We start from the raw sequence: 24770 nt of genomic DNA, 5'->3' as shown, positions 1-24770 counted from the left end.
ATGAGCTGGAGCGAACTGGAGCGCCTCGTCGACGAGGCCGAGACGGATGAGGTGATCCGCCGCGGGCTGCGCCATTGCCGCTCCTGCCCGGAGCTGGTCCTGGCCGCCCGCCGGCTGGGCTACCACGTCACGCGGGTGGATCTGCAGCGGGCCTGGCAGCTGCACCGGCTGGCCATGGACTCCCGGCCGGTTCCGGCAGGCCAGCGGCCGGCTCCAGGAGGCTGATCTCGGCGTGCACGCATTCGGCCGTGGGCCGGAGCCGGAACCCCAGCTTCCGGCAGACGTGCTGCATGCCCCGGTTCTCATGCAGGATCTCGGCGCAGATCCGCTCGAGTCCCTCCTGGCGGCCGATCTCCAGGAGCAGCCCCAGCAGGGCGGTGCCCAGTCCCTGACGCTGCCAGGGATCGGCGATCAGCATGGCGAACTCGGCCGCGTTCTCGTCGTGGATCCGGCTGAGCCGCCCCACCCCCAGCACTGTGGCGGGGGCGCCGTTCTCCCCCGCCCGCTCCGCCACCAGGGCCATCTCCCGGTCGTAGTCGGTGAAGCAGATCCGGGTGAGCCGCTCGTGGGCGATCCGGTGGCCCAGGGTCATCAGATGGAAATAGCGGAAGTAGACGCTCTGCTCCGAGAGGGTGCGGTGGAACGCCACCACCAGGGGTTCGTCCTCCGGCCGGATCGGCCGCAGGGACACCGCTGAGCCGTCGGGCAGCCGCCAGTCGCGGACGTACCCGCTGGGGTAGGGCCGGATCGCCGGCCTGGGGGTGAAGCAGGTGGCCCCGGAGGACGCCTGGAGCAGCACCCGGGCGTCGAGGGCCACCAGGGCTCCCTCCCCGGCTCCCGGCGCCACCCGAAGCGGATTGATGTCCAGTTCGAGAATGGCCGGGTGTTCCAGCACCAGCCGGCTCAGGCGCACCAGCAGCCGTTCGAGCGCTTCCAGGTCCACCGGGGGGCGTCCCCGCACCCCCTGCAGCGCCGTGTAGATGCGGGTACGTTCCATCAGCCGCCGGGCCAGGGTGGTGTTCAGCGGCGGCAGGGCCACGGCACTGTCCCGGAACACCTCCACCAGCAGGCCGCCGGTGCCGAACAGGATCACCGGCCCAAACTGGGGGTCGATGCTGCTGCCGACGATCAGTTCGTAGGTCCCGGTCAGCTCCAGCATCGGCTGGACGGTCACCCCGCCGAAGGCGCTCGCCCCGTGCCGGGCGACGATCGCGCTCTCCATGGCCCGGTAGGCCTGGGCCACCGCCTCCCCGTTGCGCAGGTTCAGCTGCACACCGCCGACGTCTGTCTTGTGGGTGAGCTCGGCGGAAAGCAGCTTCACCACCACCGGGTAGCCCATGGCGTCGGCGGCGGCCGTGGCCGCCTCGGCGCTGACGGCCATGTGGGTGGGGACCGTGGGGATGCCGTAGGCGGCCAGCACCTGCTTGGCTTCCCATTCGTTGAGCAGGGTGCGCCCCTCCGCCCGGACGGCGCCCAGTAGCTCCTCCACCCGTCGGCGGTCGGCGTGGGGCTCCCCTTCCGGCACCAGGGCCGGCGTTTCATAGAGGGCGCGCAGGTTGTCGCTGTAGCGCCACATGGCATCGAACAGCTGCACCGCCGCGTCCGGGTAGCGATAGGTGGCGATGCCGGCGGCATTGAGCAGGCGCTCCCCCGCCTCCACATCCTGGCCGCCCATCCAGCTGGCCAGCAGGGGCTTGGTGGTGGTCGCCGCCAGGGCCACCAGCCGTTCGGCGGTGCCGGTCGGGTCGGTCATGGCCTGGGGGGTGAGCACCACCAGCAGCCCGTCGCTGTCGGGGTTCTCCAGGGCCAGGCGGATGGCCCGCTCGTAGCGCTCCGGGTCGGCGTCCCCGAGGATGTCGATCGGGTTGGCCCGGCTCCAGTGCTCCGGCAGCACGGCATCGAGGGCCGTCAGGGTCGCCACCGGCAGAGAGGCCAGGGCGCCGCCGTGGCGCACCAGGGCATCGGTGGCGATCACGCCCGGCCCGCCGGCGTTGGTGAGGATCGTCAGCCGCGGCCCCAGGGGCCGGCGGCGTTGCTTGGAGAGCACCTCGGCCAGGTCGAAGAGGTCGGCGATGCTGTCCACCCGCAGCACGCCGCAGCGCCGGAAGGCGGCATCGAGCACGGCGTCACTTCCGGTCAGGGCGCCGGTGTGGGAGGCCGCCGCCTGGGCCGCCTCTGCCGTGCGTCCCGCCTTGATCACCACGATCGGCTTGGTGAGGGCCACCTCCCGTGCCGCCGAGAGGAACGAGCGGGGATCCCCGATCGACTCCATGTAAATGACGATGCTGTGGGTCTCCGGGTCGTCGCCCAGGTAGGTGATCAGATCGCCCCAGTCGACATCGAGCATCGAGCCCATCGAGACGAAGGCGCTGAAGCCCACGTTCTCCTGCAGGCTCCAATCGAGGACGGCGGTGCAGATGGCCCCCGACTGGCTCAGGAAGCCCACGTGGCCTGGCCGGGCGATGGTGCCGGCGAAGGTGGCGTTGAGGCCGGTGCGGGGATTCATCAGCCCCAGGCAGTTGGGGCCGACCAGCCGCATGCCGGAGCGGCGCAGGCCATCGCGGATGCGGGACTCCAGGGCGATGCCGGCGGCGCCGATCTCCCGGAAGCCCGCCGACAGCACGATCACCCCCTTCACCCCCGCTGCCGCGCAGGCCTCGATCAGCGCTGGCACCGTCGCGGCCGGGGTGGCGATCACCGCCAGGTCCACCGGCTCTGGCACCTCCGCCACCGTGGCGTAGGCCCGGATCCCCAGCACACTGGCGCGCTTCGGATTGACGGGGTAGACGGTGCCGCCGAAGGGATGGCTGATCAGGTTCCACAGCACCCCCCGGCCGACACTGCCCGGTCGGTCGGAGGCCCCGATCACCGCCACGCTGCGGGGGGCGAAGAGCGCCGCCAGCGGCTGGTGCTGGGAGCGCAGGATGTCGTAGGCCCGATCGGAGGCGCCGTCGCCCCCACCGGAGGCGAGGGCACTCATCGGTAGACCAGGACCGGACAGGGGGACTGGACCAGCACCCGCTGGGTCTCGCTGCCGATCAGCATCCCCACCAGGCCTCGTCGGCCATGGGAGGCCATCAGGATCAGATCGCACCCCAATCGGGTGGCGGCCTCGACGATGGCCTGGTGGGGCAGGTCGCTCATCACCCTCTCGCCATCGGCCCTGACGCCGGCCTGCCGGGCCACCGACAGGGAGTCCTCCAGGATGCGCTCCACGTCCTTGCGGCTGGCGCTCATCAGGGCCTCCATGGTGGTGGCATCGAGCATCTCGCCGAGCCCCACCACCTGCACCGGCACGCTGGCCTGGGCATGGAAGAAGGTGATGCGGGCGCCGAGGGCCGCGGCCAGGGCCACGGCATGGCGCACGGCCTGCATGGAGAGGTCGGAGCCGTCGCTGGGCACCAGAAGGTGGCTGTAGGGCATGGGAACTGCGGGTCTTCCCTCTGTCTAGTCATGGCCCCTGGTCAGTGCCGGGGTCAGTGGAGTGGATCGCTGATCACCAGGACCGAGCAGCCCAACCGCCGCAGCAGTCCGGTGGCCTGGTCGCTGGCGGGAATCGGCAGCCCCTCCACCAGGCGCCGCAGGGAACGCAGGATCACCAGATCGTGGCTCTCGCTGCTGCGCTCGATCGCGTCGGCCACGTTCGGGTCGGCCAGGAGCTCCACCGTCACCGGCACGGCCCCGCCGGCCCTGGCGGTGGACGGGACCCAGTCCTGGAGCTGGCGATTCAGCCGGTCCCGCTCCGCCTGGGCCAGCCAGGGTTCGTGCACGTGCAGCAGGGTGATGGCGGCCCCCTCCCCGGCGGGGCAGGCGCTCAGCAGCCGCTCCGCCAGCTGGAACTGCTCCAGGGCGCCCGCGGAGAGGTCCTTCACCGGCACGAGCAACCGGCGGAAACCGGCCGGATCCTCCCGCAGCCGGGCCATCACCACCGGGCAGTGGGCCTGACGGCAGATGGCGGCCACCAGATCGCCGAACAGCCAGCGCCCCAGCCGGGGGCCGGGCGCCACCCCGACCAGCACCAGGTCGGCCCCCTGCTCCAGGGCGGTGCGGGCGATGCCGCCGGGGATGTCGTTGTCGACCCGCAGCAGGGAGCGGCTGGGCACCCCCGCCGCCGCCGTGCAGGCGTCGGCCCGCTCCAGCAGCTGGCGCCCCTCGGCCAGGGCCCGGTGCACGACGGGATGGGGCCCGCGGCCCGCCCCGGCCTGCCTGGGCGACACGACCGCCAGGGGCAGCACCGAGCCCTGGCGGCCCGCTTCGCCGTCGATCAGCCGCCCGGCCAGCGCCAGCAGGAACTCCTCGCTGCGGGCGTCGCTGATCGGCACCAGCACCCGGAGGGCCCGACGCACCAGAGCCAGCTGGCCGCTCTCCTGCAGGCTCAGGTTCCGGGAGCGGCGGCTGGCCATCCGGGTCATCGCCACCGTGGTCAGGATCGGGCCCAGGGTCGCGGTCACCACCATGAGGGCCAGCACGCTGTTGAGCATCCGCTCATCCAGCAGGCCCTGGCGGAACCCCACGTAGGTCGCGGCCAGGGTCGCCGCCACCTGGGGCAGCGACAGCGACCAGAGGGTGAGCATCTGGGGTCCGTCGTAGCGGTACAGCAGACCCGACCACCAGGAGGCCACCCCCTTGCTGGCGATCAGGGACAGGATCAGGGCGACGGCAAAGGCCGAACCCGTCATGGTGCTCAGAAACACCGGCACATCGAGCAGCAGGCCCAGATCGATGAAGAACAGGGGGATGAACAGGCTTGCCCCCACCACCACCACCTGCTCTTTGACACGGCCGTTCGGCAGCACCCCGTTCACGGCAAGGCCGGCGAGGAAGGCGCCGACGATCTTCTCCACGCCGGCCAGCTCCGCTCCCACCGCCGCCAGGAAGAGGGCCAGCAGCACTGCCACGAACAGACGGCTGTCGCCGTCGACGCTGCGACGGATCAGGCCGCGGCCCAGCCAGCGGATCAGCAGCAGCACGGCGGCGGCGTAGACGGCCACTTTGAGCAGCAGGCCCACCACCCCCGCGGCGCTGAGCTGGCCCTGCCCCAGGCTGACGCAGAGGGCCAGCACCACCAGGGCGGCGATGTCAGTGAAGATCGTGCCGCCGATCGCCACCGTGACGCACTCCTCCCGCATGGCGCCGAAGCTGCGCACGATCGGGTATCCCAGGGGGGTGTGGGAGGCCAGGATCGAGCCGATCAGCACGGCGCTCACCGCCGGGTAGCCGTAGATGAACCCGAGCACCGTGCCGGCCAGCATCGGCAGGGTGAAGGTGAGCAGGCCGAAGCGGAAGGACCGGGCCCGGATCCGCCGGAACTCCCCCAGGTCGATCTCCAGCCCGGCGATGAACAGGAGATAGATCACCCCCACGTCCGAGAGCAGCCGGACGGTCTCGTTGGTCGAGACAAGCCAGGCGAGGCCGTGGGGACCGATCACCACCCCCGCCGCCAGCAGTCCCACCAGATCCGGCAGCCGCAGCGGCCGCACCAGCGGTGGCACCAGCACGCTCAGCACCAGCAGCAGGGCGAAGATCGCCAGGGGATTGCCAGCCAGGAAGGTGCCCACGGGGATGGAGAGGGACGGCAGGGTGGTCCTCCAGGCCTTCCTAGGAGCGCCGCCTCCAGCGGTTGCACTCCCCGCGTCGTCTCGTAACGGGCCCGCACCTGCGGGCGCCTCCCACCAGAATCGGCACCATGACGCAGTCCGCCTGGCGCCAGCACTGGTATCCGGTGGCCTATCTGCGGGATCTCGATCCCGCCAGGCCCACCGCCTTCACCCTCCTGGGCGAGGACCTGGTCCTGTGGTGGGACCGCGCCGGCCAGGTCTGGCGGGCCTTCGCCGATGTCTGCCCGCACCGCCTGGTGCCCCTGAGCCAGGGGCGGATCAATGCCGGCGGTGAGCTGGAGTGCCCCTACCACGGCTGGAGTTTCGCCGGCGACGGCCACTGCACCGCCATTCCCCAGGCCGAGCCGGGGGCCAGCCCCAGCGCCGTGCGATCCCGCTGCCGGGCCTACGCCACCGCCGAGGCCCAGGACCTGCTGTTCGTGTTCGCCGGTGAGGCTGCCGAGGCCGCGGCCGTGCCCCTGCCGCTGGTTCCGGTCCTGGACGAGCCGGGCTGGTTCGTGCAGGACACCTTCCGGGACCTGCCCATGGATGCCCTCACCCTGCTGGAGAACGTGCTCGATGTGAGCCACGTGCCCTTCACCCACCACCGCACGGTGGGCAAGCGGGAGAACGCCGCCCCGGTGGGGGCGACGATCACCAGCTCCGGTCCGGAGGGGTTCACGGCCCTGTGGGAAGAGGGCCCCCGCCGGGGCAAGCTCGGCAGCCAGCACACCACCTACGCCGCCCCCGGCCTGATGTGGCACGACCTCACCGCGCCCGGCTTCGCCCGCATCCTCACGGTGGTCTATGCCACGCCGATCCGCCGCGGCGAGTGCCGCCTGTTCGCCCGCTTCCCCTTCCAGTTCACGTCCCGGCTGCCTCCCCTGCTGCTGGGCCTGCGGCCCCGGTGGCTGCAGCACATCGCCAACCACACCGTGCTGGAGGACGACCAGGTGTTTCTGCACTGGCAGGAGCGGGTGCTGGAGCAGCGGGGACGCAGCGGCGGGGCCGAGCGGGCGTTTTTCCTGGCCACGGGCGCCGATGTCTATGTGAAGGCCCTGCACGACTGGGTCAACGACCATGACGGCGACCCCTTCCCCGGCCAGCCCCTGCCCCCCCGGCTCGATCGGGCGGCGCTGATGGACCGCTGGCACTGCCACGGGCAGCACTGTGCCGCCTGCCGTGGCGCCCTGGAGGGACTGCGTCGCTGGCGGCCGCTGGTGCAGGCGATTCCCTGGCTGGCCGTGCTGGCGATCGCCTGGTGGCAGACGCTCTCGGTGCTGGTCGCGGGCCTGGTGCTGGCGGCGGCCGCGGTGCTGCTGGCGCGGCGCTTCGATCGCTGGGAGCGACTGCTGCTGGCCGGGGATGGCGAACCGCCCCGCAACCGGCCCGACTGAGCGGGCCGGGTCTGCAGGTTCAGCCCTTCCAGCCGGCCAGGTGGGAGGCGGCCCTGGAGCGCACGAGGGAACGGGCGGCCGCCAGGGCCGGGACCAGATTGGCGGAGCTGAAGGGGGGCAGGGGGCGGCTGCGCAACCAGGCTCCCCAGCGGAATTCGTGGAAGGGGATCAGGGGCGCCGGATCGATCATGCCCTCCTTCTTCAGCCGCCAGACCAGGGAGCGGTAGGGGTCGTCCTGCAGCGCCAGCAGACCCTGGGGCAGGGCTGCGGGGGCCAAGGGGCCATGGCCGCGGCCGTCGTAGAGGTACAGCCAGCCCCGGGCCTGGAGTTCGGTGAGCACCACCTGGGGCGGCTCGGCCGGCCGATCGAGCACCAGGTAGCCGTAGGCCATGGCGTCGGGATCCAGCTCGATCAACCCCCTCAGGCGGTGGTGGCGGTCGACCATCCAGAGGGCGTTGCCGGCGCCGCGCACGAGGGGAACGGGTTTGCCGCGCAGGTAGCGCAGGCGCTGCTCTGCTGTCTCCAGGGAGAAGTCCTGCTGGCGGCTGCGCACTTCGGCCAGACCCACGCACATCTGGGTGGGCCGCAGATCGGCGATGGGGACACTGAGCAGGTCCGCCTTCGGACCCGGAGGGGGCAGGGGCCGGTACGGGGGCAGGTGCAGGCTCATGGGTGCCGGTGGCTGAGCCCCATCCTGACCGTTCCGCGCCGGACCCCACCGCCGTGCTTCAGCCCCGGGAATAGGGTCGAGCCAGCCACGGACCTTCATGACTACCGCCCCTGACCGAGCCATCGCTCCGGAGGGACCCCACGGCCCGATCGGGGTGCTGGTCTGTGGCCACGGCAGCCGCAACCGTCTGGCGGTGGCCGAATTCGCCTCCCTGGCCCACCAGCTCCAGCACCACCTTGCCCCGGTGCCCGTGGACCACGGCTACCTGGAATTCGCCCGGCCGATCCTGCGGGACGGTCTGGACGCTCTCCGCCGGCGCGGGGTGCAGCACGTGCTGGCCGTGCCGGCGATGCTGTTCGCCGCCGGCCACGCCAAGAACGACATTCCCTCGGTGCTCAACACCTACGCCGCCGAAACCGGGCTGCGCATCGACTACGGCCGGGAGCTGGGGGTGGACCTCAAGATGATCCAGGCCGCGGGCGCCCGCATCCGCTCCGCCCTCGAGCGCGCCGACGCCGACGCCCTCGCCGCCGGGCGCAGCCCCGTGCCGCTGCACGACACCCTGCTGGCGGTGGTGGGGCGTGGCTCCTCCGATCCGGATGCCAACTCCAACGTGGCCAAGGTCACCCGGATGCTGGTGGAAGGCTTCGGCTTCGGCTGGGGGGAAACCCTCTATTCCGGGGTCACCTTCCCCCTGGTGGAGCCGGGCCTGCGCCAGGCCGTCAAGCTCGGCTTCCAGCGCATCGTCGTCTTCCCGTACTTCCTGTTTTCCGGGGTGCTCGTGAGCCGGATCCGCCAGCACAGCGAGCGGGTCGCTGCCGACCATCCTGAACTGGAGCTGGTCCAGGCCGGCTACCTGGGCGACCATCCCCTGGTGCTGGACACCTTCCGGGAGCGGGTCGCCGAGGTGCTCGGGGGCGATGTGGCCATGAACTGTTCGCTCTGCAAGTACCGGGCCCAGGTGCTTGGTTTCGAGCGGGAGGTGGGGGCGCCCCAGCACAGCCACCACCACCATGTCGAGGGGCTGGTGGAGAGCTGCACCCTCTGCGAGCGGGAATGCACTGGAGCGTGTCAGCCCGATGGCGTGCCCGTGCCGCTGGGGGGCACGGGGGCGGGCCATGGCCACGGCCAGGAGGTCCATCACCACCACCCCGTGTATCCCCATGCCGAGCACCCGCTGGGTCCCCGCACCCTGCGGCGGCCGAGCGACTGAAGGACGGGGCTGCTGGGCGGACGGGACGTGCCCGTCCGGCCTCGCCGGTCTCATCTCTGTCTGCGTCCAGAGAGACTGAGTTCTGATCACTTGTTCCGATGGTTCGGGACTTTCCCCCACCGCGGTGACGTTTTCCCCCGTTTTGCGGCACTTTTCCACAGATCACGCCCTTCCGGCCGCTTCGGGCCGTCGTGACTGGGGAAAGTCATGGATGGCTTGGAACAGCCTTGACAGGGTCCGCCACTAGCCGTCCGCCGCTCTCGTGTTCTGCAACACCTCGCCCCCAGCCCAGCCGGGGCCGCGAGTCTCATCCCCCGACACCGACGGGGCCCCCCGGGAGCCGGTTTTTGACGCCGGCCATCCCCTGTGGCGTACTTGGAGCGAACGCAGCTGAATCCCACCAGCATGGCCATGGATCCTGAGCACCCGGGGTGCGGCGGCCAAGAGGCGAGTGTGAGCCTGGAAGCCGAGGTGCCGGAGGTGCTTTACGCCGGCATGCGGGAATTCATCGACGCCCATCCGCACTGGGATCAGTACAGCGTCATCACCTCCGCCCTGGCCGGCTTCCTGTTCCAGAACGGCTGCCAGGAGCCCGTGGTCTCCCAGCACTACCTCGATGGGCTGTTCCAGAAGCCCTGAGGTCTCGGCGGCCTTGGCGGATGGAACCGGAACGGCTGAGGCGACCGGTGTGGCAGGGGGCCGGCGAGCCAGACAGAGGCCAAAAAAAAGCGGAGGTGCCAACCCCCGCCGATGGTTTTCTCCCTTGCCCGACCCTTTGGAGGTCGCCCCGTCATTGTGCGCATGGGCTGCCAGCAAGATTGTGGTGATCGACACCAGCTGGGCCTTGCTGTGACGGCTCCCTGACCGGAGCGTTCCGTTCAGTGGCGCCGCATGCCGGCGGCGGCGGCGGCGCAGGCCCGCCAGGTGATCGCCATCTCGGTGAGGGTGGGGCTCTGCCAGCCGGCGCTGGGCCAGCAGGCCCCATCGGTGACGAGCACGTTGCTGGCTCCCCAGCAGCGGTTCCAGGGGTCGACGACCCCCTCCTCGGGGCGCTCGGCCATGCGGGCCCCGCCCAGTTCGTGGATGTAGTACCCCGGTGGCGGCGGCTCCGGTCGCACCGCCAGGCTGTTGCGGATCAGGGGTTCCAGCACCGGCAGCACGAACAGCTCCTCGATCGGGCGGATGCGACCCCCCGCTGCGGCCACCACCGCCGCCATGCGCGCCTGCATGTGGGCCACCATCGCAGCCTCGTTGGCTCCCCAGCGGCAGTCGATGTGGGGGATGGGCAGGTCCCAGGCGTCGGTTTGGGAGGTCTCCAGGCTCACCCGGTTCCCCTCCCGCGCCAGCACCTCCCCATGGCCGATCAGGAAGCCCACCGCCTCCCCGGGCCGGCGCCGCAGCAGGGCGGGGGGATCGAAGCGCTGCAGGGCCGCCCAGATGCCGTAGCCGCGCAGAAAGGCTTCCGAGCTGCCTTCGTCGAGGTTCACGGTGTTGGGGATGAAGCAACTGCCGGCCCCGGAGAGCTCGGCCGGTTCGGGGGGCGCTTCGATCGCGGGGATCGAGAAGAAGCGGCTGGTGGAGATGTGGTCCATCAGGTAGCGGCCCAGGCGGCCCGAGGGGTCGCTGAGGCCGCCGCTGCGCACGGCGTCGCTTGAGTGCAGCAGCAGCCGCACGGTTTCGATCGTGGAGGCGCAGAGCACCACCAGGGGTGCGGCGAGGCGCTCCCGCCGGCCACTGGTCGCGTCCACCAGCACCACCGCTTCGGCCCGCCGGCCGGTCCCGTCCAACTCCAGATGGCTCACCACCGCGCCGCTTCGCAGCTGCACCCGGCCCGTGGCCAGGGCCCTGGCCAGGCAGCGGCCCTGGGCGCTGGAAGGGGGCCAGGGCGCCGCTGCTGTGGGCTTGTGCAGGCGGAAACCGCGGGAGTGGATCAGGGGCAGCCCCAGCGCACGACCGATCGCCGCCTGCAGGTGCGTCTCCCCCGGCGTGAACGGCAGGGGCGGCAGGTACCGTCCATCCGGCAGCTGGGGCAGGCCGTCCCGCTGGCCATGCACCCCCAGCAGGGTCTCGAGCCGGTCGTAGAAGGGGGCCAGTTCGGCGCTGCCGATCGGCCAGGCGGGGCCATGGCCGTCGCGCCGTGCCGCCTGGAACTCCGCCTCCGACAGGCGCAGGGTGATGCCTCCCCAGGTGAGGCTCTTGCCGCCCACCTGGCGCCCCCGGGTCCAGAGGAAGGGGGCGTCCGGCGGGGTGCTGTAGGGGTTCTGCCGCTCGTCGACGAACAGCTCGGGGTTGTGCTTCCAGAAGCCCGGATGGTGCCGCTGCAGGCGCTGGCGGCCGCTGCTCAGGTGGGCGAGACGGCGCAGGCTGTTGAGCGGTTCGCTGCCCAGGGCCCGGCGGGCGGAGAGGTCCGGCCCCGCCTCGAGCACCAGCACCCGCAGGCCCGCCTCCGCGAGGACCATGGCGGCCACCGATCCGTTGGCCCCTGCGCCCACCACCACGGCGTCCCAGGGCAGGTCGCCGCCGTGGGATGCCGTGGTGGTGGGGGATGGGGCGGCGGACATCGGCAGGCGGACCGGTCCCGGCATCATGCAGGAGCGGCGGCGGCCTCAGAAACAACAACCCCCCAGCGGCTGGCTGGAGGGTTGGTGGGAGACAACCTTGGAGGGTTGTGGATTTGGTGGCGGGGAGGAGATTTGAACTCCTGACCTTCGGGTTATGAGCCCGACGAGCTACCAGACTGCTCTACCCCGCGTCGCACAAGTGGTCGGCGGATGACCGCGTCGCACCAGGAAAGTGTATCAGGCGATGCCCCCGCCTCAGGGACGGGCCCCGTCGAAGCGCAGCTCGCCGATCACCTCCAGGCGCAGGTGGTCGGCCGGTGCCAGATAGCGCTGGCGCAGGTCCACCAGGGTGGTGGGGGTGAGCCACTCCAGTTGCTCCAGCAGGTGCAGGGCCACCGCCTGCTTGGCCCGCCGGGCCCCGTCGTCCACCTTGATGGCCACCCCCATGCCCTCGCCCACCCGGCTGAGGCACTGGATGCCTTCGGCGCCCCCCTTGCTCAGCACCTGGCCGTGGCCCAGGCGCATCAGTTCGGTGTCGAACTGCCCGTCCCCGGCGATCAGATCCGGGTGGGCGAGCATGGCCCGGCTGAGCCGCTCCAGGTCGGCCTGCTCGCCGCCGCCGAGATGGGCGAACAGCAGGGCCATCTGGGCCAGCTGCAGCTGCAGGGTGGGGGCGCCGCAGTCGTCCCGCGCGCTGATCAGTTCGGCCCCCGGCAGCCCCAGCAGCTCCCCGACCCGCTTGAGGACCGCCTGCTGGAGGGGATGGTCGGCCTGGAGATAGCTCTCAAGCGGCCAGTGCATCTGCCGGCACGCGGCCAGAAACGCCGCGTGCTTGCCCGAGCAGTTGTGCTCCAGCGGACTGCTGGCGCCGGCAGGGGTGGGGCACTGGAGGTCCTCGGTGTCGAGTTCCGCACCCCAGAGCAGTTTGAACGCCTCCCGAGCATGCAGGGCGGTGCCGGCATGGGACGCGCAGGCGATCGCCAGGCCCCGCTCCCCGGCCCCCATCCGGTCGGCGGCGCCGCTGCCCACGAAGACGGTGGCCTGGAAGGGCTTGAGGGCGGAGCGCACGAAGCTCAGCTGCTGGGGGTCGCCGGCGCGCATCAGCACCCGGCCCCGCTGGTCGCAGACCACCGCATGCACCCGGTGCCGGGACTCCACGATGCCGTTGCGCAGCAGGCGGACCTCCAGGGGGGGGATGCCGGGGCGGCCCGGGCCGGCGAAGCTGGAGGACAGGGTCATGGGGGAGGAAGCGGATCCGCGGAGGCCGACCTCAGAGAGCCTGGCAGAGCCCCGACCCGAGCAGCATCAGGGTGATGGCGATGGCGACCGCCCGGCGCAGGCGGGCCAGGACAGGCTGCACCTGGTGGCGGGCCACCAGCAGATCCTGCTGGCGCCAGGTGATCGGCTTCTCCCACACCTGGCCGTCGTACCAGCCCGATTCCTCGTACTCCACCCGCTCGGAGACCAGCCGTTGCTGCACGTAGGTCCAGCCGAGCCACTGGCGCAGCAGCAGCACCATCGGCAGCAGCACGGCGGCGGTGGCCGCGGCGATCACCAGCCGAACGGGCTCATGGCGGAGCGTCAGGCTGCCGCTGGCCACCAGCAGCGCCGGGGGGAAGGAGAGCAGCCAGGAGAGGGCCAGGGCCCGCCACAGTCCAGCCGGGCCATTGGCGGGCCAGTGGAAGAACCAGGAGCGGCTGAGCTGGTCGTACTCCTGCAGGGGCCGCTGGGCCGGGGGCACCGGGCAGGGGGTGTCCTGGCTGGGCAGGCTCGGAACGCCGGCGGCCATCGCTGCGTCCCTCAGCCGCTGACCGGGCCGGCGCCGCCCACCTCAAGGGGGGCACCGACGTAGCGCTCCTGCTCGCCATGGCCCCAGAAGGACTCAAGGTCGTAGTAGCTGCGTTCCTGGGGGGTGAGCACGTGCACGATCAGCTCGCCGTAATCCAGCAGCACCCAGCGGCCTTCGCTCTGGCCCTCGCGCCGCAGGGGCAGGCGGGAGGCGTCGGTTTCGAGCCGGTCTTCCACGGAGCGGGCGATGGCCCTCACCTGCACGTCGCTGAGGCCGCTGCAGATCACGAACCAGTCGGCCAGGGAGGAGACCTCATCCACCCGGATCAGTCGGATGTCGACCGCCTTGCGGTCGTCGCAGGCCTCGGCGGCGAGCAGGGCCAGGTCGCGGCTATCCATAGACGTTCTCACTGGTGACCGACTGGCGGGAGCCCTGCTGCTGGGCCATCTCGGCCCGCGCCTTGCCGGCGCTCTTGCGCAGGGCCTCAAGGCGGTCTTCGTAGAAGGTGCGACGACGCTTCTTGCGGGTCTGCTCCACCAGCTCCTTGAGGGCACCCCCCAGGCTCTTGTAGGCGTTGGGCAGGCTGTACCCGAAACGGCAGGCCAGATCGATGGCCCGCTCGTCGGCAAGGATCGCGTCCTGGAGTCGCTTCTCGGAGTTGTTCTTGAGGTAGAGGCGGTAGCCGGCGAAGCCCGACAGCCCCAGGGCCATCACCAGCAGCAGGCCGTCCTGCACCCACAGCTCGCCGATGGCACCGCCCAGGCCGATGGCCAGGGCGGCCATCTCCCAGCCGTCCCGGGGAATCGCGTCATTCTGGATGCGGCCCACCTCGTGCCAGAAGAGCAGGTTGCGGTGATCCAGGGCCAGGGCGTCCCATTTCTCGAGATCGACCTGAATCTCCACCTCGTCGCGGCCGATCTCCTCGATGGTGATCAGGGGCGGGTCGACGGAGGCGGCTGCTTCCACGAACACCCAGCTCTGCATCTCAGGGGGCAGCAACCCCTTCAGGCGCTGGAGTTCGCTCATCGGCGGCGTCTCGGGCGAAGGTATCCCGTCAGATTAGCGATTGCCTGCCGTGCCAGAGGGCCGCACAGGCCGGTCGGGACGGCGACCGTGAGAGGCTGGGCGGGTTTGCCCGACCACGCCCTATGCCCCGCCGCACGGATCTGAGGCGCATCCTGCTGCTGGGGTCGGGACCGATCGTGATCGGCCAGGCCTGCGAGTTCGACTATTCCGGCACCCAGGCCTGCAAGGCCCTGCGGGCCGAGGGCTACGAGGTGGTGCTGGTGAACTCCAACCCGGCCTCGATCATGACCGACCCGGACCTGGCGGATCGCACCTACATCGAGCCCCTGACCCCCGAGGTGGTGGCCCGGGTGATCGAGGTGGAACGCCCCGATGCCCTGCTGCCCACCATGGGCGGCCAGACCGCCCTCAACCTGGCCGTCGCCCTGGCGGAGAACGGCACCCTGGAGGCCTACGGGGTCGAGCTGATCGGTGCCGATCTGGCGGCGATCCGCAAGGCCGAAGACCGGCTGCTGTTCAAGGAGGCGATGGCCCGGATCGGCGTGGCCGTCTGTCCGTCCGGGATCGCCAACGACCTGGAGGAGGCGATCCGGGTCGGCGATGCGATCGGCACCTACCCGCGGATCATCCGGCCGGCCTTCACCCTGGGGGGATCGGGCGGCGGCATCGCCTACAACCCGGAGGAATTCCAGGCCTTCTGCAAGAGCGGCCTGGAGGCCAGCCCCGTCTCCCAGATCCTGATCGAGCAATCCCTGTTGGGCTGGAAGGAATTCGAGCTCGAGGTGATGCGCGACACCGCCGACAACGTGGTGATCGTCTGCTCGATCGAGAACCTTGACCCGATGGGGGTTCACACGGGCGATTCGATCACCGTCGCGCCCGCCCAGACCCTCACCGACCGGGAGTACCAGCGGCTGCGCGACCAGTCGATCGCCATCATCCGTGAGATCGGTGTCGACACCGGCGGCAGCAACATCCAGTTCGCCATCAACCCCGCCAACGGGGATGTGGTGGTGATCGAGATGAATCCCCGCGTCAGCCGCAGCTCAGCCCTGGCCAGCAAGGCCACCGGTTTCCCGATCGCCAAGATCGCCGCCCGGCTGGCGGTGGGTTACACCCTCGATGAGATCGTCAACGACATCACCGGGGCCACGCCGGCCTGTTTTGAACCGACGATCGATTACGTCGTCACCAAGATCCCCCGCTTCGCCTTCGAGAAGTTCCGCGGTTCCCCGGCTGTGCTCACCACCTCAATGAAGTCGGTGGGGGAGGCCATGGCCATCGGCCGCAGCTTCGAGGAATCCTTCCAGAAAGCCCTGCGCTCCCTGGAGACGGGCCATGCGGGCTGGGGCTGCGACCGCCCCGACCACCCCCAGGATCCGGCCGAGCTTGAGCGCCGCCTGCGTACCCCGTCCCCGGATCGGATCCACGACGTGCGCGCCGCCATGGTGGCCGGCCGCAGCGACGACGAGATCCACCGGCTCAGCGCCATCGACCCCTGGTTCCTGGCCAAGCTGCGCCGCATCCTGACGGTCGAAACCACCCTGTTGCGGGGCCGTTCCCTCGAGGCCATCGACGCCGGGGCCTTCCTGGAGCTCAAGCAGACCGGCTTCTCCGACCGCCAGATCGCCTGGGCCACCGGCAGCGACGAACTCACGGTGCGCCGCCGGCGCCAGGCGCTGGGGGTGCGGGCCGTGTTCAAGACGGTCGACACCTGCGCCGCCGAATTCGCCTCCTCCACCCCCTACCACTACGCCACCTACGAGCGGCCCCTGGAGCGGCTCGAGGCCGACGGCTCCCTCACCCTGCTGGCGCCCGAGGACGAGGTGACCCCCGAGACCCGCCGCAAGGTGATGATCCTGGGGGGCGGGCCCAACCGCATCGGCCAGGGCATCGAGTTCGACTACTGCTGCTGCCACGCCTCCTTCGCCCTGCGCCAGGCCGGGTTCGCCACCGTGATGGTGAACAGCAACCCGGAGACGGTCTCCACCGACTACGACACCAGCGACCGTCTCTACTTCGAGCCCCTCACCCTGGAGGACGTGATCAACGTCATCGAGGCGGAGAAACCCGAGGGGGTGATCGTCCAGTTCGGCGGCCAGACGCCCCTGAAGCTGGCGATCCCCCTGCTGCGCTGGCTGGCGAGCGAGGAGGGCCGCGCCACCGGCACCCGGCTCTGGGGCACCTCGCCCGAATCGATCGACCGGGCCGAGGACCGGGAGCAGTTCGAAGCGATCCTGCGGCGCCTGGAGATCCGCCAGCCCCGCAACGGCCTGGCCCGCAACGACGGCGAGGCCCGGGCGGTGGCGGCGGCCGTCGGCTACCCCGTCGTCGTGCGTCCCAGCTACGTGCTCGGCGGCCGGGCGATGGAGGTGGTCTTCGACGAGGAGGAACTCAACCGTTACATGGTGGAGGCGGTGCAGGTGGAGCCCGACCATCCGGTGCTGATCGACCAGTACCTGGAGAACGCCATCGAAGTGGACGTCGACGCCCTCTGCGACCGGGAGGGGACGGTGGTGATCGGCGGCCTGATGGAGCACATCGAGCCGGCCGGGATCCACTCCGGCGACTCGGCCTGCGCCCTGCCCTCGGTGTCCCTGGGGCCCGAGGCCCTGGCCACGATCCGCCGCTGGAGCACGGAGCTGGCCCTGGCGCTGGAGGTGCGCGGCCTGATCAACCTGCAGTTCGCCGTGCAGCGCGATGGCGCCGGCACCGAGACCGTGTTCATCATCGAGGCCAACCCGCGGGCCTCCCGCACCGTGCCCTTCGTGGCCAAGGCCACCGGTGTGCCCCTGGCCAAGATCGCCAGCCAGCTGATGGCCGGCCGCACCCTGACGGAGCTGGGTCTGCTGGCGGAGCCGCGGCCGCCGCGGCAGACGGTGAAGGAAGCCGTGCTGCCCTTCAAGCGCTTCCCCGGCGCCGACACCCTGCTGGGCCCGGAGATGCGCTCCACCGGCGAGGTGATGGGGATCGCCGCCAGCTTCGGCCTGGCCTACGCCAAGGCCGAACTCGCCGCCGGTGAACCCCTGCCCACCAGCGGCAGCGTGTTCCTCTCCACCCACGACCGCGACAAGCCCGCCCTGGTGCCGGTGGCCCGCGCCCTGCTGGCGGCGGGGTTCAGCCTCACGGCCACCAACGGCACCGCCGCGATGCTTAGCCAGGCCGGTCTGGCGGTGGAGCCGGTGCTCAAGGTGCACGAGGGCCGGCCCAACATCGAGGATGCGATCCGCTCCGGCCTGGTGCAGCTGGTGGTCAACACACCGGTGGGCCGCCAGGCCGCCCACGACGATCGCTACCTGCGCCTGGCCGCCCTCGACTACGCCGTGCCCACGGTCACCACCATGGCTGCGGCCCGGGCGGCGGTGGAGGCCATCGCCGCCCTGCAGCAGCAGCAGCAGGTGGAGGTGGCGGCCCTGCAGGACATCCACCCGCCCTGGGTAGGGTGATCGCCCGATCGCCTGTGACCCCGTGACCAGCACCCTGGCCGCCCAGCCCATCGCCCCCGGCTCCGACCTGCGCGAGGCCTTCCGCGCCGCCTACGAGAACCGCTACACCTGGGAGCCGGGCTTCGGCGGCTATGGCGGCCGTTGCGTCTGGGAGCAGGACGGCCGGCGCCTCGAGGGCACCTTCCAGGTCGGCGCCGACCTCAAGGCGACGGTGGAGGGCATCGCCGACGAGGACGTGCACAAGGCGGTTGCCTCCCAGCTGTGGGAGGTGGCGATCCACCGGGTGCGGCGCCCCTTCGAGCAGACCCACGGCGCCAACACCTTCACCGCCGGCGGGACCGATTCGGTGGGAACTGAGGTGATCATGGGCGGTAAGGCCGAGGGCGACTGCTACCGCATCAAGGACAACGTGGTGACGATGGTGCACCGCCACATCCACGGCACCGTCGTGACGATCTTCACCGAGAGCGTCACCGACACCGGCAGCGGCTACCTCAGCCACACCTACACCAGCCGCTACAGCGACCCCGCCACCGGTGAGGCCCGTGGCGGCACCAGCCGTTTCACCGACACCTTCGTGCCCCTGGCCGGCGTTGGCCCCTGGGTGCTGAGCGAGCGGGTGGTGGAGACGGAGGCCCACGGCGACACGCCGGCCGGCCGCCAGGTGTTCCGGTTCGAGGATCTGGCCCCCCTGGGCTGATCCCCGGCGGCCTCAGCCCGGCTCTTCCAGGGTCGGGATCCCCTGAAGCCGTTCGTTCAGCTGCATGGCCATGGCCTGGCGGCCCACCGCCAGCACCTTGAGGGTGTCCTCGTGCATGCGCAGCTGGGCATCGGCCACCTGCATGCCCCGCACCATCTCCTTGACGTCGTCGGGCAGGCCGTTGAGGTCGTAACGCTTGCCTTCGAAGGTCAGCACGGGGGGCTGCTGGCTGGGGGTCTGCAAGGCTTGATGCTCGGTGCGGAGCCAGCGTAGGTGGCAGGACCGCCTGTTCCCGCCGGGGGTGACGCCTGTCCTCAGGCCTCCAGGCGGATGAACTGGCGTTCGCAGAGCTCGCGGTAGCGGCCGCCGCTCGCCATCAGTTCGTCGTGGCTGCCCTGCTGGACGATGCGACCGCCGTCGAGTACCACGATCAGATCGGCCTCCTGCACGGTGGCGAGGCGGTGGGCGATCACCAGCACGGTGCGGCCCGCCATGGCCTGCTGCAGGCCCTGCTGCACGGCCTCCTCGGCCTCCGCATCCAGGGCGCTGGTGGCCTCATCCAGCAGCATCACCGCCGGGTTGCCCAGCACGGCCCGGGCGATCGCCAGCCGCTGCAGCTGGCCGCCGGAGAAGTTGCTGCCCCGCTCCTCGAGGCGGCTGTCGTAGCCGCCGGGGAGGCTCTCGATGAAGTCGGCCGCATTGGCCAGCCTGGCGGCCTGGCGGATCTGATCGGCGCTGGCGGGACGGCCGAAGGCGATCGCCTCGGCCACCGTGCCGGAGAACACGCTGCTCTGCTGGGGCACCAGGGCCACGGCCCGGCGCAGGTCCCGGGCCCGCAGGTCGGCCAGGTTCTGGCCATCGAGCAGCACCCGGCCGCTCTGGGCGGTGTTGAAGCGCAGCAGCAGGGAGAACAGGGTGCTCTTGCCGGCGCCGGACGGCCCCACCAGCGCCACCACCTGGCCCGGAAGGATGTGGAGATCGAGCTGGCGCAGCACCGGACTGCCGCTCTGGTAGCCGAAGCTCACCCCGTCCAGCACCAGCTCCCCGGACACGGTTCCCAGGGGCCTGGCCCCGGGGTGGTCGGGCGGCTCGACCGGCTCGTTCTCGATTGCCCGCAGCCGCCGCAGCGAGGCCTGGCCCTGCTGGAACTCGTTGAAGTTGGTGGTCAGGTGGGAGATCGGATCGATCAGCATCAGCAGCGCCGCCACGTAGCTGCTGAAACCCTGGCTGTCGAGGCCGCCGGCCTTGATGCGCGCCGCACCGATCAGCAGCACCGAGAGGATCCCGGCTGCTTCGATGAAGCCCACCACCGGATGCTGCAGGGCCAGCAGCTCCAGGGTGCGGTAGCGGGCGCGGCGGTGCAGGTCGATCTCGGTGTCGAAGCGCTCCTGCAGCCAGGGTTCGGCGGCGAAGGCCCGCACCAGGGGCAGGCCACCGATCGCTTCCCCCAGCAGGGACGCCAGGTCGCTCACCTGTTTCTGGCTGCGTTCGGCGGCGGTCATCACCCGGGCCCCGAAGGCGCTCACCATCAGCGCCACCAGCGGCGCCAGCAGGAGGGTGGCCAGGGCCAGGGGCCAGTCCAGCCAGATCATGTAGCCCAGCACCACCACCAGCTGCAGGGCGCTGGGGGTGGTGTCCTGGATCGTCTTGTAGATCACCTCACCGACCCGGTCGGCGTCTTCGGTGAGGCGGTAGGTGAGATCGCCGGCGGAGAGTTTCTCGAGGGCGCCGAAGTCGAGCCGCTGCAGGCGGGCGAACAGCTGGCGGCGCAGCTCCTGGCTGACCCGCAGGGCGGGACCCGCCAGCAGGGTGTCCTGGCCGAACTGGGCGATCTTCTGCACCAGGAACACCGCCAGGGCCGCCGCCACGCTGCGCAGCACCTTGCTGAAATCGCCGGCGCCGATGGCCGGGATCAGCTGGCCTGCCAGCCAGGCCAACAGGGGCCAGCAGCCCACGAACACCAGCATGCAGAACCCCCCGAGCAGCAGGGGTCGCCGGTGGGGCTTCAGCAGCGGCCAGAGCCTGCGGAAGCCGGCCGGCGAGGGTGCAAGCATCGACGAACCCTATCAGCGCTCTCCGGGCGCCCCCCGACGGTGAAGCTGGATCAGTTCCTCAAATGGCAGGGCCTCGTCGGCACCGGCGGCGAGGCCAAGCAGCGCATCCAGCGGGGGGACGTGACCGTGAACGGTGCCATCGAGACCCGGCGTGGTCGCCAGCTGGCCCCGGGGGATGCGGTCGCCATCGACGGCCGGGAGGTGCTGATGCTCTCCCCGCGGCGGGAGCGCGGGGGAGACGGCGGCCCCACGCCTTAACCTGCCTCGAATGTCGCTGCCGGGAGACCACGTGCGCAAGGCCGTCATCGCAGGCAACTGGAAGATGCACATGACCTGCGCCGAGGCGCGGGCGTTTGCGGCCAGCTTCCGGCCCCTGATCGCCGATCTGCCCGACGACCGTGAGGTGGTGCTGGCCCCCCCGTTCACGGCGATCCCCACCCTCTGCCGTCACCTGGCCGGGGCCGGTGTCGCCATCGCCGGTCAGAACGTGCACTGGGAGGAGAGCGGCGCCTACACCGGCATGATCTCGGCGCCGATGCTGCTCGAGCACGGCGTCACCCACGCGATCGTGGGCCACAGCGAGCCCCGCAAGTACTTCAGCGAAACCGACGAGCAGATCAACCTGCGGGCCCGCACGGCCCAGAAGTCGGGGCTGATCCCGATCCTCTGCGTGGGTGAGAGTGACGACCAGCGCGAGGCCCGCGAGACCGAGCGGGTGATCCACCGCCAGGTGGAGCAGGGGCTGGAGGGCATCGATCCCCTGCGACTGATCGTGGCCTACGAGCCCATCTGGGCCATCGGCACCGGCAAGACCTGCGCCGCCGAGGAGGCCAACCGCATCTGCGGCCTGATCCGCGGCTGGGTGGGCCATCCCGAGGTGGTGGTGCAGTACGGCGGTTCGGTCAACCCCGCCACCATCGACATGCTGATGGCCCAGAGCGACATCGATGGGGTGCTGGTGGGGGGCGCCTCCCTCGATCCGGTCAGCTTCGCCCGCATCGCCAACTACCAGGTGCCGGTGGCGGCCTGAGGCCCGGGCCGCCGCTGCAATCGCCGTGAGCCCCGCCGGCCCCGTCGCCGTCCCGCCCGGTTTCCGCTGGGGGGATCGCACTCTGGTGATGGGGGTTCTCAACCTCACCCCCGATTCCTTCAGCGATGGCGGCCGTTACGAGGCCCCCGATGCGGCCCTGCGCCAGGCCCGCCTGCTGCACCGCCAGGGGGCCGACCTGCTCGACCTGGGGGGGCAGAGCACCCGGCCCGGGGCGAGCGAGATCGATGCCGAGGCCGAGAAGGCCCGGGTGCTGCCTGCCCTGGGGCGGATCCTGGCGTCCCTGCCACCCCCGGAAGCCGGCGGCCCCCTGCTTTCGATCGACACCTTCCGCGCCCCGGTGGCCGAAGCCGCCCTGGCGGCCGGAGCCCACTGGATCAACGACGTCAGCGCCGGCCGGCGCGATCCCGACCTGCTGGCGGTGGTGGCGGCCACCGACTGCCCCTGCGTGCTGATGCACAGCCGCGGCGACAGCCGCACGATGGATGGCCTGGCCAGCTACGGCGACGTGGTCGCCGAGGTGCGGCAGGAGCTGCTGCGGGCCACCGATCGGGCCCTGGCGGCGGGGGTGCATGCGGAGCGGATCCTCTGGGATCCGGGGCTGGGCTTCGCCAAGACCACCGCCCATAACCTCGCCCTGCTGCGGGGCCTGGCCCTGCTGCGGGCCGAGGGTTTTCCCCTGCTGGTGGGGCCGTCCCGCAAGCGCTTCATCGGTGCGGTGCTGGCCGAGCCCCGCCCCCGGGCCCGCCTCTGGGGCACCGCGGCGGTCTGCGGTCAGGCCATCGCCGCCGGTGCCGATGTGCTGCGCGTGCACGACGTCGGGCCGATCGTGCAGACGGCCCGCATGGCCGATGCCCTCTGGCGCGCCTGATCCGTCCGGCAGATCCTGCGCTCCATCAGGCCGGCGGTTCCTCCTGGCGTCCCGTCAGCAGGGTCTGGACCATCAGCCGCAGGGTCGCCCGGTTGCCACCGGCGGCCCGCCAGCTTTCCAGCCACTGGAGCAGGGGGGAGGGGCTGCCCCCGTCGTCGCCCTGCTGGCCGATGCCGAGTCGCTCCAGGAAGGCGCTGGCGTCATCCAGGCAGGAGCCCCCTTCGCCGAAGCCGTCCAGGAGCGGATCGAGGGCCGCCAGCAGGGTCTCCAGTTCGGCGGTGCTCAGCTCCGGCAGGGGCTCGATCATCGAAGCAGGTCACGGCGGCGTTGCCGCCCACCGACCCAGCATGACGCCTGGATGGCCCGTTGCCGCCGTTCCGGTGCTGCCGGCCGCCGCCGGCGCCCCTAGGCTGCCCGCAGCACAGCGCCGCACCTGCTCCCACCGTGCTGAAACTCTGCCTGCAGGTGCTCGTCTGCGTCACCATCGCCCTGCGCTGTGTGGTGATCTTCGGCCACTTGCGCAAGCTCTGGATGGCGGACGGACTGGCCGGTGAGTTCCGCCGTGAGCTGCGCCGGCGCGGCCTGCTGATGGCCCCCCCCGTGCTGCCCGCCGATCCGCGCGCCCTGCCCCGCCGCGCCGACCCCTGACGCCGCTGGCTGACGCCGATCAGTGACGCCGGGAGGGGGCACCCGCCAGGTGATGCACGGCGTGGATCACGACGCCCCAGAGTTCGGCGCCACCGCCGTCGCGACCCTCCGCGCCGCCCCCTTCGTCGCCGGTGAGCACCAGGGGCGGACTGGTGCCGTCACTGGCCACCAGCCATAGCGCGGCGCCGCGCCGGGCCAGCCGGCGCAGCAGGAAGGCGCCGGCATGCACCGCCACCACCACCATGCCGGGCCGGGGGTCGACGCTGCGGTCGATCACCAGCAGGTCGCCGTCGACGATGCCGTCGCCCCGCATGGCATCGCCGCTGACGCGCATGAAGAAGGTGGACAGCGGGCGGGGGATCAGCTCCAGATTGAGGTCGATGCGGGCCTCCACGTAGTCGTCGGCGGGGCTGGGGAAACCGGCGCTGACGGCCTCCGTGGCCAGCAGGCAGAAGAGGGCCTCTGCCCCCTCCCGCAGGGGCAGCGGTGCCTGGGGAGGCAGGGGACGCATCGGGCCGAGAGAAAAGAAGTGGTACATATGTTCTACTCCGGTTGGCCGTCGCCGCGGGATCATCGGCAGCGACCCTCTCCCGCCTGCCCGGCCATGCGTTCCACTCCGGAGGCGCTGATCGCCCGCTTCGACCTGCAGCCCCACCCGGAGGGGGGCTGGTACCGGGAGCTGCACCGCTCACCCGGCCAGGTGTGCCGGGCCGAGGACGGGCGGCAGCGCGCCGGACTCACGGTGATCGCCTTCCTGCTGACGGAGGGCCAGCTCAGCCGCTGGCATCAGGTGGCGGGGGCGGATGAGGTCTGGCACCACGCCGGCGGCGATCCCCTCGACCTCTGGCGGCTGCCGCCCGCTGGCGGCACGGCCGAGCGGCTGCTGCTGGGCCCGCTCACCGCCACCGACGTCGCCGGTGAACCGGGGGCCGGGCCCCTGCAGATCGTGCCGGCGCTCTGGTGGCAGGCGGCACGCAGCCGGGGGCGATGGAGCCTGCTGCACTGCTGCGTGGGGCCGGGTTTCGCGTTCGAGGACTTCCGGCTGATGGCCGATCTCCCACCGGCCGAGCGGCCCGCCGGCGCCGATCCGTCGTTGCTCTAGGTCATTCCGTCACCATGGGGAACTGATGGATCGGGTGAGGAATGGGCTGTCCGAGGTGCGGCAGTTGGGCCGTGCGAGCCGACCGCAGCCTGGCGGGTCGCATGGTCTGTGCCCGCTGCGGAGAGCCGCTGGGCCTCGGCAGGGCCCGCCGGATCGCCGACGGCACACGGCGCCGGGGGCAGGGGGGGGCGTAGCGCCCTGGTCCTGCCGCGTCGCTGGCGCCTCTGGCTGTTGCTGGGGGGGCTGCTGGCGGTCTCGGCCGTGCTGGCGTCGCTGCCGGAACGTCCGACCCGGCCCCCGGAGCGACCGTCGGCCGAACCCATGCGGGGGGTGGTGCTGCTGCGCCCGGCGGATCCGGCCCATTCCGGCGATGTCGCGATCCGCTGACGGGAGCGATCCCGCTCGATCCCGTCGGCGATCATGGCCTGTAACGATTCTTGAAATAGCATGGCCAGGACCAACCCGCTCGCGAACCTGGCCAGCCTGAGCATGCGCCAGTTGCGCGAGCTCGCCAGGACCCTGGGGATCCAGCGCTACAGCGCCCAGGACAGGGATTCCCTGGCCGAGTCCATCGCTGATCGCTCGGCTGGGCGTGCCGAAATGGCGGCGGCGGTGACGCCCGAGGTTGCCCCCCGGCCGGTGGCCGCC

Annotated in this window: 25 protein-coding genes, 1 tRNA gene and 1 pseudogene; 13 read left to right on the top strand and 14 right to left on the bottom strand. The window is 71.4% G+C overall.

Features of this window, described 5'->3' with window-relative positions; all coding sequences use genetic code 11:
- A complete protein-coding gene (locus tag VB738_RS15160) occupies positions 1-225 on the top strand; it encodes a Nif11-like leader peptide family natural product precursor (RefSeq protein WP_323306543.1) in 225 nt (74 codons plus the stop codon).
- Here the strand turns inward: VB738_RS15160 and VB738_RS15155 are convergent.
- Genes VB738_RS15155 through VB738_RS15145 form a run of 3 tightly spaced genes read right to left on the bottom strand, consistent with a single transcriptional unit; the run spans position 128 to position 5558 of the window.
- On the bottom strand, positions 128-2980 hold the full coding sequence (locus VB738_RS15155; RefSeq protein ID WP_323306542.1) for a bifunctional acetate--CoA ligase family protein/GNAT family N-acetyltransferase: 2853 nt from the start codon (positions 2978-2980) through the stop codon (positions 128-130). The genes VB738_RS15160 and VB738_RS15155 overlap by 98 nt on opposite strands.
- Positions 2977-3423 carry a universal stress protein gene (locus VB738_RS15150; RefSeq protein ID WP_323306541.1) on the bottom strand — a complete coding sequence of 149 codons (447 nt, stop codon included), beginning with the start codon at positions 3421-3423 and terminating at the stop codon, positions 2977-2979. Before VB738_RS15150 ends, VB738_RS15155 begins: the two co-directional genes overlap by 4 nt.
- Positions 3424-3476: 53 nt before the next feature.
- Positions 3477-5558 carry a cation:proton antiporter gene (locus tag VB738_RS15145; protein ID WP_323306540.1) on the bottom strand — a complete coding sequence of 694 codons (2082 nt, stop codon included), beginning with the start codon at positions 5556-5558 and terminating at the stop codon, positions 3477-3479.
- 128 nt (positions 5559-5686) lie between these two features.
- Here VB738_RS15145 and VB738_RS15140 point away from each other — a divergent pair, with 128 nt between their 5' ends.
- Complete coding sequence (locus tag VB738_RS15140; protein ID WP_323306539.1) at positions 5687-6994, top strand: Rieske 2Fe-2S domain-containing protein; 1308 nt, start codon at positions 5687-5689, stop codon at positions 6992-6994.
- Between the two features lie 19 nt (positions 6995-7013).
- On the opposite strand, the gene VB738_RS15135 is transcribed toward VB738_RS15140, so the two are convergent.
- Positions 7014-7664 carry a ParB-like protein gene (locus VB738_RS15135; protein WP_323306538.1) on the bottom strand — a complete coding sequence of 217 codons (651 nt, stop codon included), beginning with the start codon at positions 7662-7664 and terminating at the stop codon, positions 7014-7016.
- Positions 7665-7761: 97 nt separating this feature from the next.
- Between VB738_RS15135 and VB738_RS15130 the strand changes: the two genes are divergently transcribed.
- Both VB738_RS15130 and VB738_RS15125 read left to right on the top strand, forming a co-directional pair.
- A complete protein-coding gene (locus VB738_RS15130) occupies positions 7762-8877 on the top strand; it encodes a sirohydrochlorin chelatase (RefSeq protein WP_323306537.1) in 1116 nt (371 codons plus the stop codon).
- 405 nt (positions 8878-9282) lie between these two features.
- The gene (locus VB738_RS15125; protein WP_323306536.1) at positions 9283-9516 is read left to right on the top strand and encodes a DUF2811 domain-containing protein; all 234 of its coding nucleotides are present in this window, start codon (positions 9283-9285) and stop codon (positions 9514-9516) included.
- A 239-nt stretch (positions 9517-9755) separates the two neighbouring features.
- Here the strand turns inward: VB738_RS15125 and VB738_RS15120 are convergent, their stop codons facing one another.
- The 6 genes from VB738_RS15120 to VB738_RS15095 form a co-directional block, all read right to left on the bottom strand.
- Positions 9756-11438, bottom strand: coding sequence for a GMC family oxidoreductase (locus VB738_RS15120; protein ID WP_323306535.1), 1683 nt, complete (start codon positions 11436-11438; stop codon positions 9756-9758).
- Positions 11439-11552: 114 nt separating this feature from the next.
- Positions 11553-11629 (bottom strand) — tRNA-Met (locus VB738_RS15115).
- A 64-nt stretch (positions 11630-11693) separates the two neighbouring features.
- Entirely contained in the window at positions 11694-12677 is a 984-nt protein-coding gene (locus tag VB738_RS15110; RefSeq protein WP_323306534.1) for an asparaginase, read from the bottom strand.
- A gap of 31 nt (positions 12678-12708) precedes the next feature.
- Positions 12709-13227: a CGLD27 family protein gene (locus VB738_RS15105; protein ID WP_323306533.1), complete on the bottom strand. Its 519-nt coding sequence runs from the start codon at positions 13225-13227 to the stop codon at positions 12709-12711.
- Positions 13228-13238: 11 nt separating this feature from the next.
- Positions 13239-13625 (bottom strand): ribosome silencing factor, encoded by a 387-nt coding sequence (gene rsfS / locus VB738_RS15100; protein WP_323306532.1) that lies wholly within the window; start codon positions 13623-13625, stop codon positions 13239-13241.
- Positions 13618-14253 carry a DUF3318 domain-containing protein gene (locus VB738_RS15095; protein WP_015108460.1) on the bottom strand — a complete coding sequence of 212 codons (636 nt, stop codon included), beginning with the start codon at positions 14251-14253 and terminating at the stop codon, positions 13618-13620. Before VB738_RS15095 ends, rsfS begins: the two co-directional genes overlap by 8 nt.
- 122 nt (positions 14254-14375) lie before the next feature.
- On the opposite strand from VB738_RS15095, the gene carB reads away from it, so the two are divergent.
- Complete coding sequence (gene carB / locus VB738_RS15090; RefSeq protein WP_323306531.1) at positions 14376-17699, top strand: carbamoyl-phosphate synthase large subunit; 3324 nt, start codon at positions 14376-14378, stop codon at positions 17697-17699.
- A 22-nt stretch (positions 17700-17721) separates the two neighbouring features.
- Entirely contained in the window at positions 17722-18399 is a 678-nt protein-coding gene (locus tag VB738_RS15085) for a DUF3386 domain-containing protein (RefSeq protein WP_323306530.1), read from the top strand.
- Positions 18400-18411: 12 nt separating this feature from the next.
- Here VB738_RS15085 and VB738_RS15080 read toward each other — a convergent pair whose 3' ends face one another.
- Both VB738_RS15080 and VB738_RS15075 read right to left on the bottom strand, forming a co-directional pair.
- On the bottom strand, positions 18412-18642 hold the full coding sequence (locus tag VB738_RS15080) for a DUF6447 family protein (protein WP_323306529.1): 231 nt from the start codon (positions 18640-18642) through the stop codon (positions 18412-18414).
- A 71-nt stretch (positions 18643-18713) separates the two neighbouring features.
- Positions 18714-20453: an ABC transporter ATP-binding protein gene (locus tag VB738_RS15075; RefSeq protein ID WP_323306528.1), complete on the bottom strand. Its 1740-nt coding sequence runs from the start codon at positions 20451-20453 to the stop codon at positions 18714-18716.
- A gap of 39 nt (positions 20454-20492) precedes the next feature.
- Here VB738_RS15075 and VB738_RS15070 point away from each other — a divergent pair, with 39 nt between their 5' ends.
- The 3 genes from VB738_RS15070 to folP are packed head-to-tail and all read left to right on the top strand — an operon-like array spanning position 20493 to position 22372.
- Complete coding sequence (locus VB738_RS15070; protein WP_323306527.1) at positions 20493-20711, top strand: RNA-binding S4 domain-containing protein; 219 nt, start codon at positions 20493-20495, stop codon at positions 20709-20711.
- 10 nt (positions 20712-20721) lie between these two features.
- The gene (tpiA, locus tag VB738_RS15065; RefSeq protein WP_015108454.1) at positions 20722-21483 is read left to right on the top strand and encodes a triose-phosphate isomerase; all 762 of its coding nucleotides are present in this window, start codon (positions 20722-20724) and stop codon (positions 21481-21483) included.
- Positions 21484-21508: 25 nt separating this feature from the next.
- Complete coding sequence (folP, locus tag VB738_RS15060) at positions 21509-22372, top strand: dihydropteroate synthase (protein WP_323306526.1); 864 nt, start codon at positions 21509-21511, stop codon at positions 22370-22372.
- 25 nt (positions 22373-22397) lie between these two features.
- Here the strand turns inward: folP and VB738_RS15055 are convergent, their stop codons facing one another.
- The gene (locus VB738_RS15055) at positions 22398-22679 is read right to left on the bottom strand and encodes a hypothetical protein (RefSeq protein WP_106222706.1); all 282 of its coding nucleotides are present in this window, start codon (positions 22677-22679) and stop codon (positions 22398-22400) included.
- 137 nt (positions 22680-22816) lie between these two features.
- Here VB738_RS15055 and VB738_RS15050 point away from each other — a divergent pair, with 137 nt between their 5' ends.
- A complete protein-coding gene (locus VB738_RS15050) occupies positions 22817-23020 on the top strand; it encodes a hypothetical protein (RefSeq protein ID WP_323306525.1) in 204 nt (67 codons plus the stop codon).
- Between the two features lie 19 nt (positions 23021-23039).
- On the opposite strand, the gene VB738_RS15045 is transcribed toward VB738_RS15050, so the two are convergent.
- Positions 23040-23531, bottom strand: coding sequence for a LexA family protein (locus VB738_RS15045; protein ID WP_323306524.1), 492 nt, complete (start codon positions 23529-23531; stop codon positions 23040-23042).
- Between the two features lie 93 nt (positions 23532-23624).
- Between VB738_RS15045 and VB738_RS15040 the strand changes: the two genes are divergently transcribed.
- The 3 genes and pseudogenes from VB738_RS15040 to VB738_RS15030 form a co-directional block, all read left to right on the top strand.
- The gene (locus VB738_RS15040; RefSeq protein ID WP_323306523.1) at positions 23625-24122 is read left to right on the top strand and encodes a cupin domain-containing protein; all 498 of its coding nucleotides are present in this window, start codon (positions 23625-23627) and stop codon (positions 24120-24122) included.
- 108 nt (positions 24123-24230) lie between these two features.
- A complete protein-coding gene (locus tag VB738_RS15035; RefSeq protein WP_323306522.1) occupies positions 24231-24509 on the top strand; it encodes a hypothetical protein in 279 nt (92 codons plus the stop codon).
- 60 nt (positions 24510-24569) lie between these two features.
- Positions 24570-24770 (top strand): annotated as a pseudogene (locus VB738_RS15030) (DUF4912 domain-containing protein); the annotation flags it as partial.

The sequence above is a fragment of the Cyanobium gracile UHCC 0139 genome, assembly GCF_034931325.1.
GTDB lineage: Bacteria > Cyanobacteriota > Cyanobacteriia > PCC-6307 > Cyanobiaceae > Cyanobium > Cyanobium gracile_B.
Note: the sequence above shows the minus strand (reverse complement) of the source record. Positions and strands in the feature narration are given on the sequence as shown.

Bases quoted from the DNA above. Each gene is read 5' to 3' on its own strand.
- VB738_RS15120 (WP_323306535.1), bottom strand. From the start codon at position 11,438: ATGTCCGCCGCCCCATCCCCCACCACCACGGCATCCCACGGCGGCGAC.
- VB738_RS15135 (WP_323306538.1), bottom strand. From the start codon at position 7,664: ATGAGCCTGCACCTGCCCCCGTACCGGCCCCTGCCCCCTCCGGGTCCG.
- VB738_RS15045 (WP_323306524.1), bottom strand. From the start codon at position 23,531: ATGCGTCCCCTGCCTCCCCAGGCACCGCTGCCCCTGCGGGAGGGGGCA.
- VB738_RS15075 (WP_323306528.1), bottom strand. From the start codon at position 20,453: ATGCTTGCACCCTCGCCGGCCGGCTTCCGCAGGCTCTGGCCGCTGCTG.
- VB738_RS15160 (WP_323306543.1), top strand. From the start codon at position 1: ATGAGCTGGAGCGAACTGGAGCGCCTCGTCGACGAGGCCGAGACGGAT.
- VB738_RS15140 (WP_323306539.1), top strand. From the start codon at position 5,687: ATGACGCAGTCCGCCTGGCGCCAGCACTGGTATCCGGTGGCCTATCTG.
- VB738_RS15040 (WP_323306523.1), top strand. From the start codon at position 23,625: ATGCGTTCCACTCCGGAGGCGCTGATCGCCCGCTTCGACCTGCAGCCC.
- VB738_RS15105 (WP_323306533.1), bottom strand. From the start codon at position 13,227: ATGGCCGCCGGCGTTCCGAGCCTGCCCAGCCAGGACACCCCCTGCCCG.
- tpiA (WP_015108454.1), top strand. From the start codon at position 20,722: ATGTCGCTGCCGGGAGACCACGTGCGCAAGGCCGTCATCGCAGGCAAC.
- VB738_RS15110 (WP_323306534.1), bottom strand. From the start codon at position 12,677: ATGACCCTGTCCTCCAGCTTCGCCGGCCCGGGCCGCCCCGGCATCCCC.
- rsfS (WP_323306532.1), bottom strand. From the start codon at position 13,625: ATGGATAGCCGCGACCTGGCCCTGCTCGCCGCCGAGGCCTGCGACGAC.
- VB738_RS15155 (WP_323306542.1), bottom strand. From the start codon at position 2,980: ATGAGTGCCCTCGCCTCCGGTGGGGGCGACGGCGCCTCCGATCGGGCC.
- VB738_RS15095 (WP_015108460.1), bottom strand. From the start codon at position 14,253: ATGAGCGAACTCCAGCGCCTGAAGGGGTTGCTGCCCCCTGAGATGCAG.
- VB738_RS15055 (WP_106222706.1), bottom strand. From the start codon at position 22,679: ATGATCGAGCCCCTGCCGGAGCTGAGCACCGCCGAACTGGAGACCCTG.
- VB738_RS15150 (WP_323306541.1), bottom strand. From the start codon at position 3,423: ATGCCCTACAGCCACCTTCTGGTGCCCAGCGACGGCTCCGACCTCTCC.
- carB (WP_323306531.1), top strand. From the start codon at position 14,376: ATGCCCCGCCGCACGGATCTGAGGCGCATCCTGCTGCTGGGGTCGGGA.
- VB738_RS15130 (WP_323306537.1), top strand. From the start codon at position 7,762: ATGACTACCGCCCCTGACCGAGCCATCGCTCCGGAGGGACCCCACGGC.
- VB738_RS15125 (WP_323306536.1), top strand. From the start codon at position 9,283: ATGGCCATGGATCCTGAGCACCCGGGGTGCGGCGGCCAAGAGGCGAGT.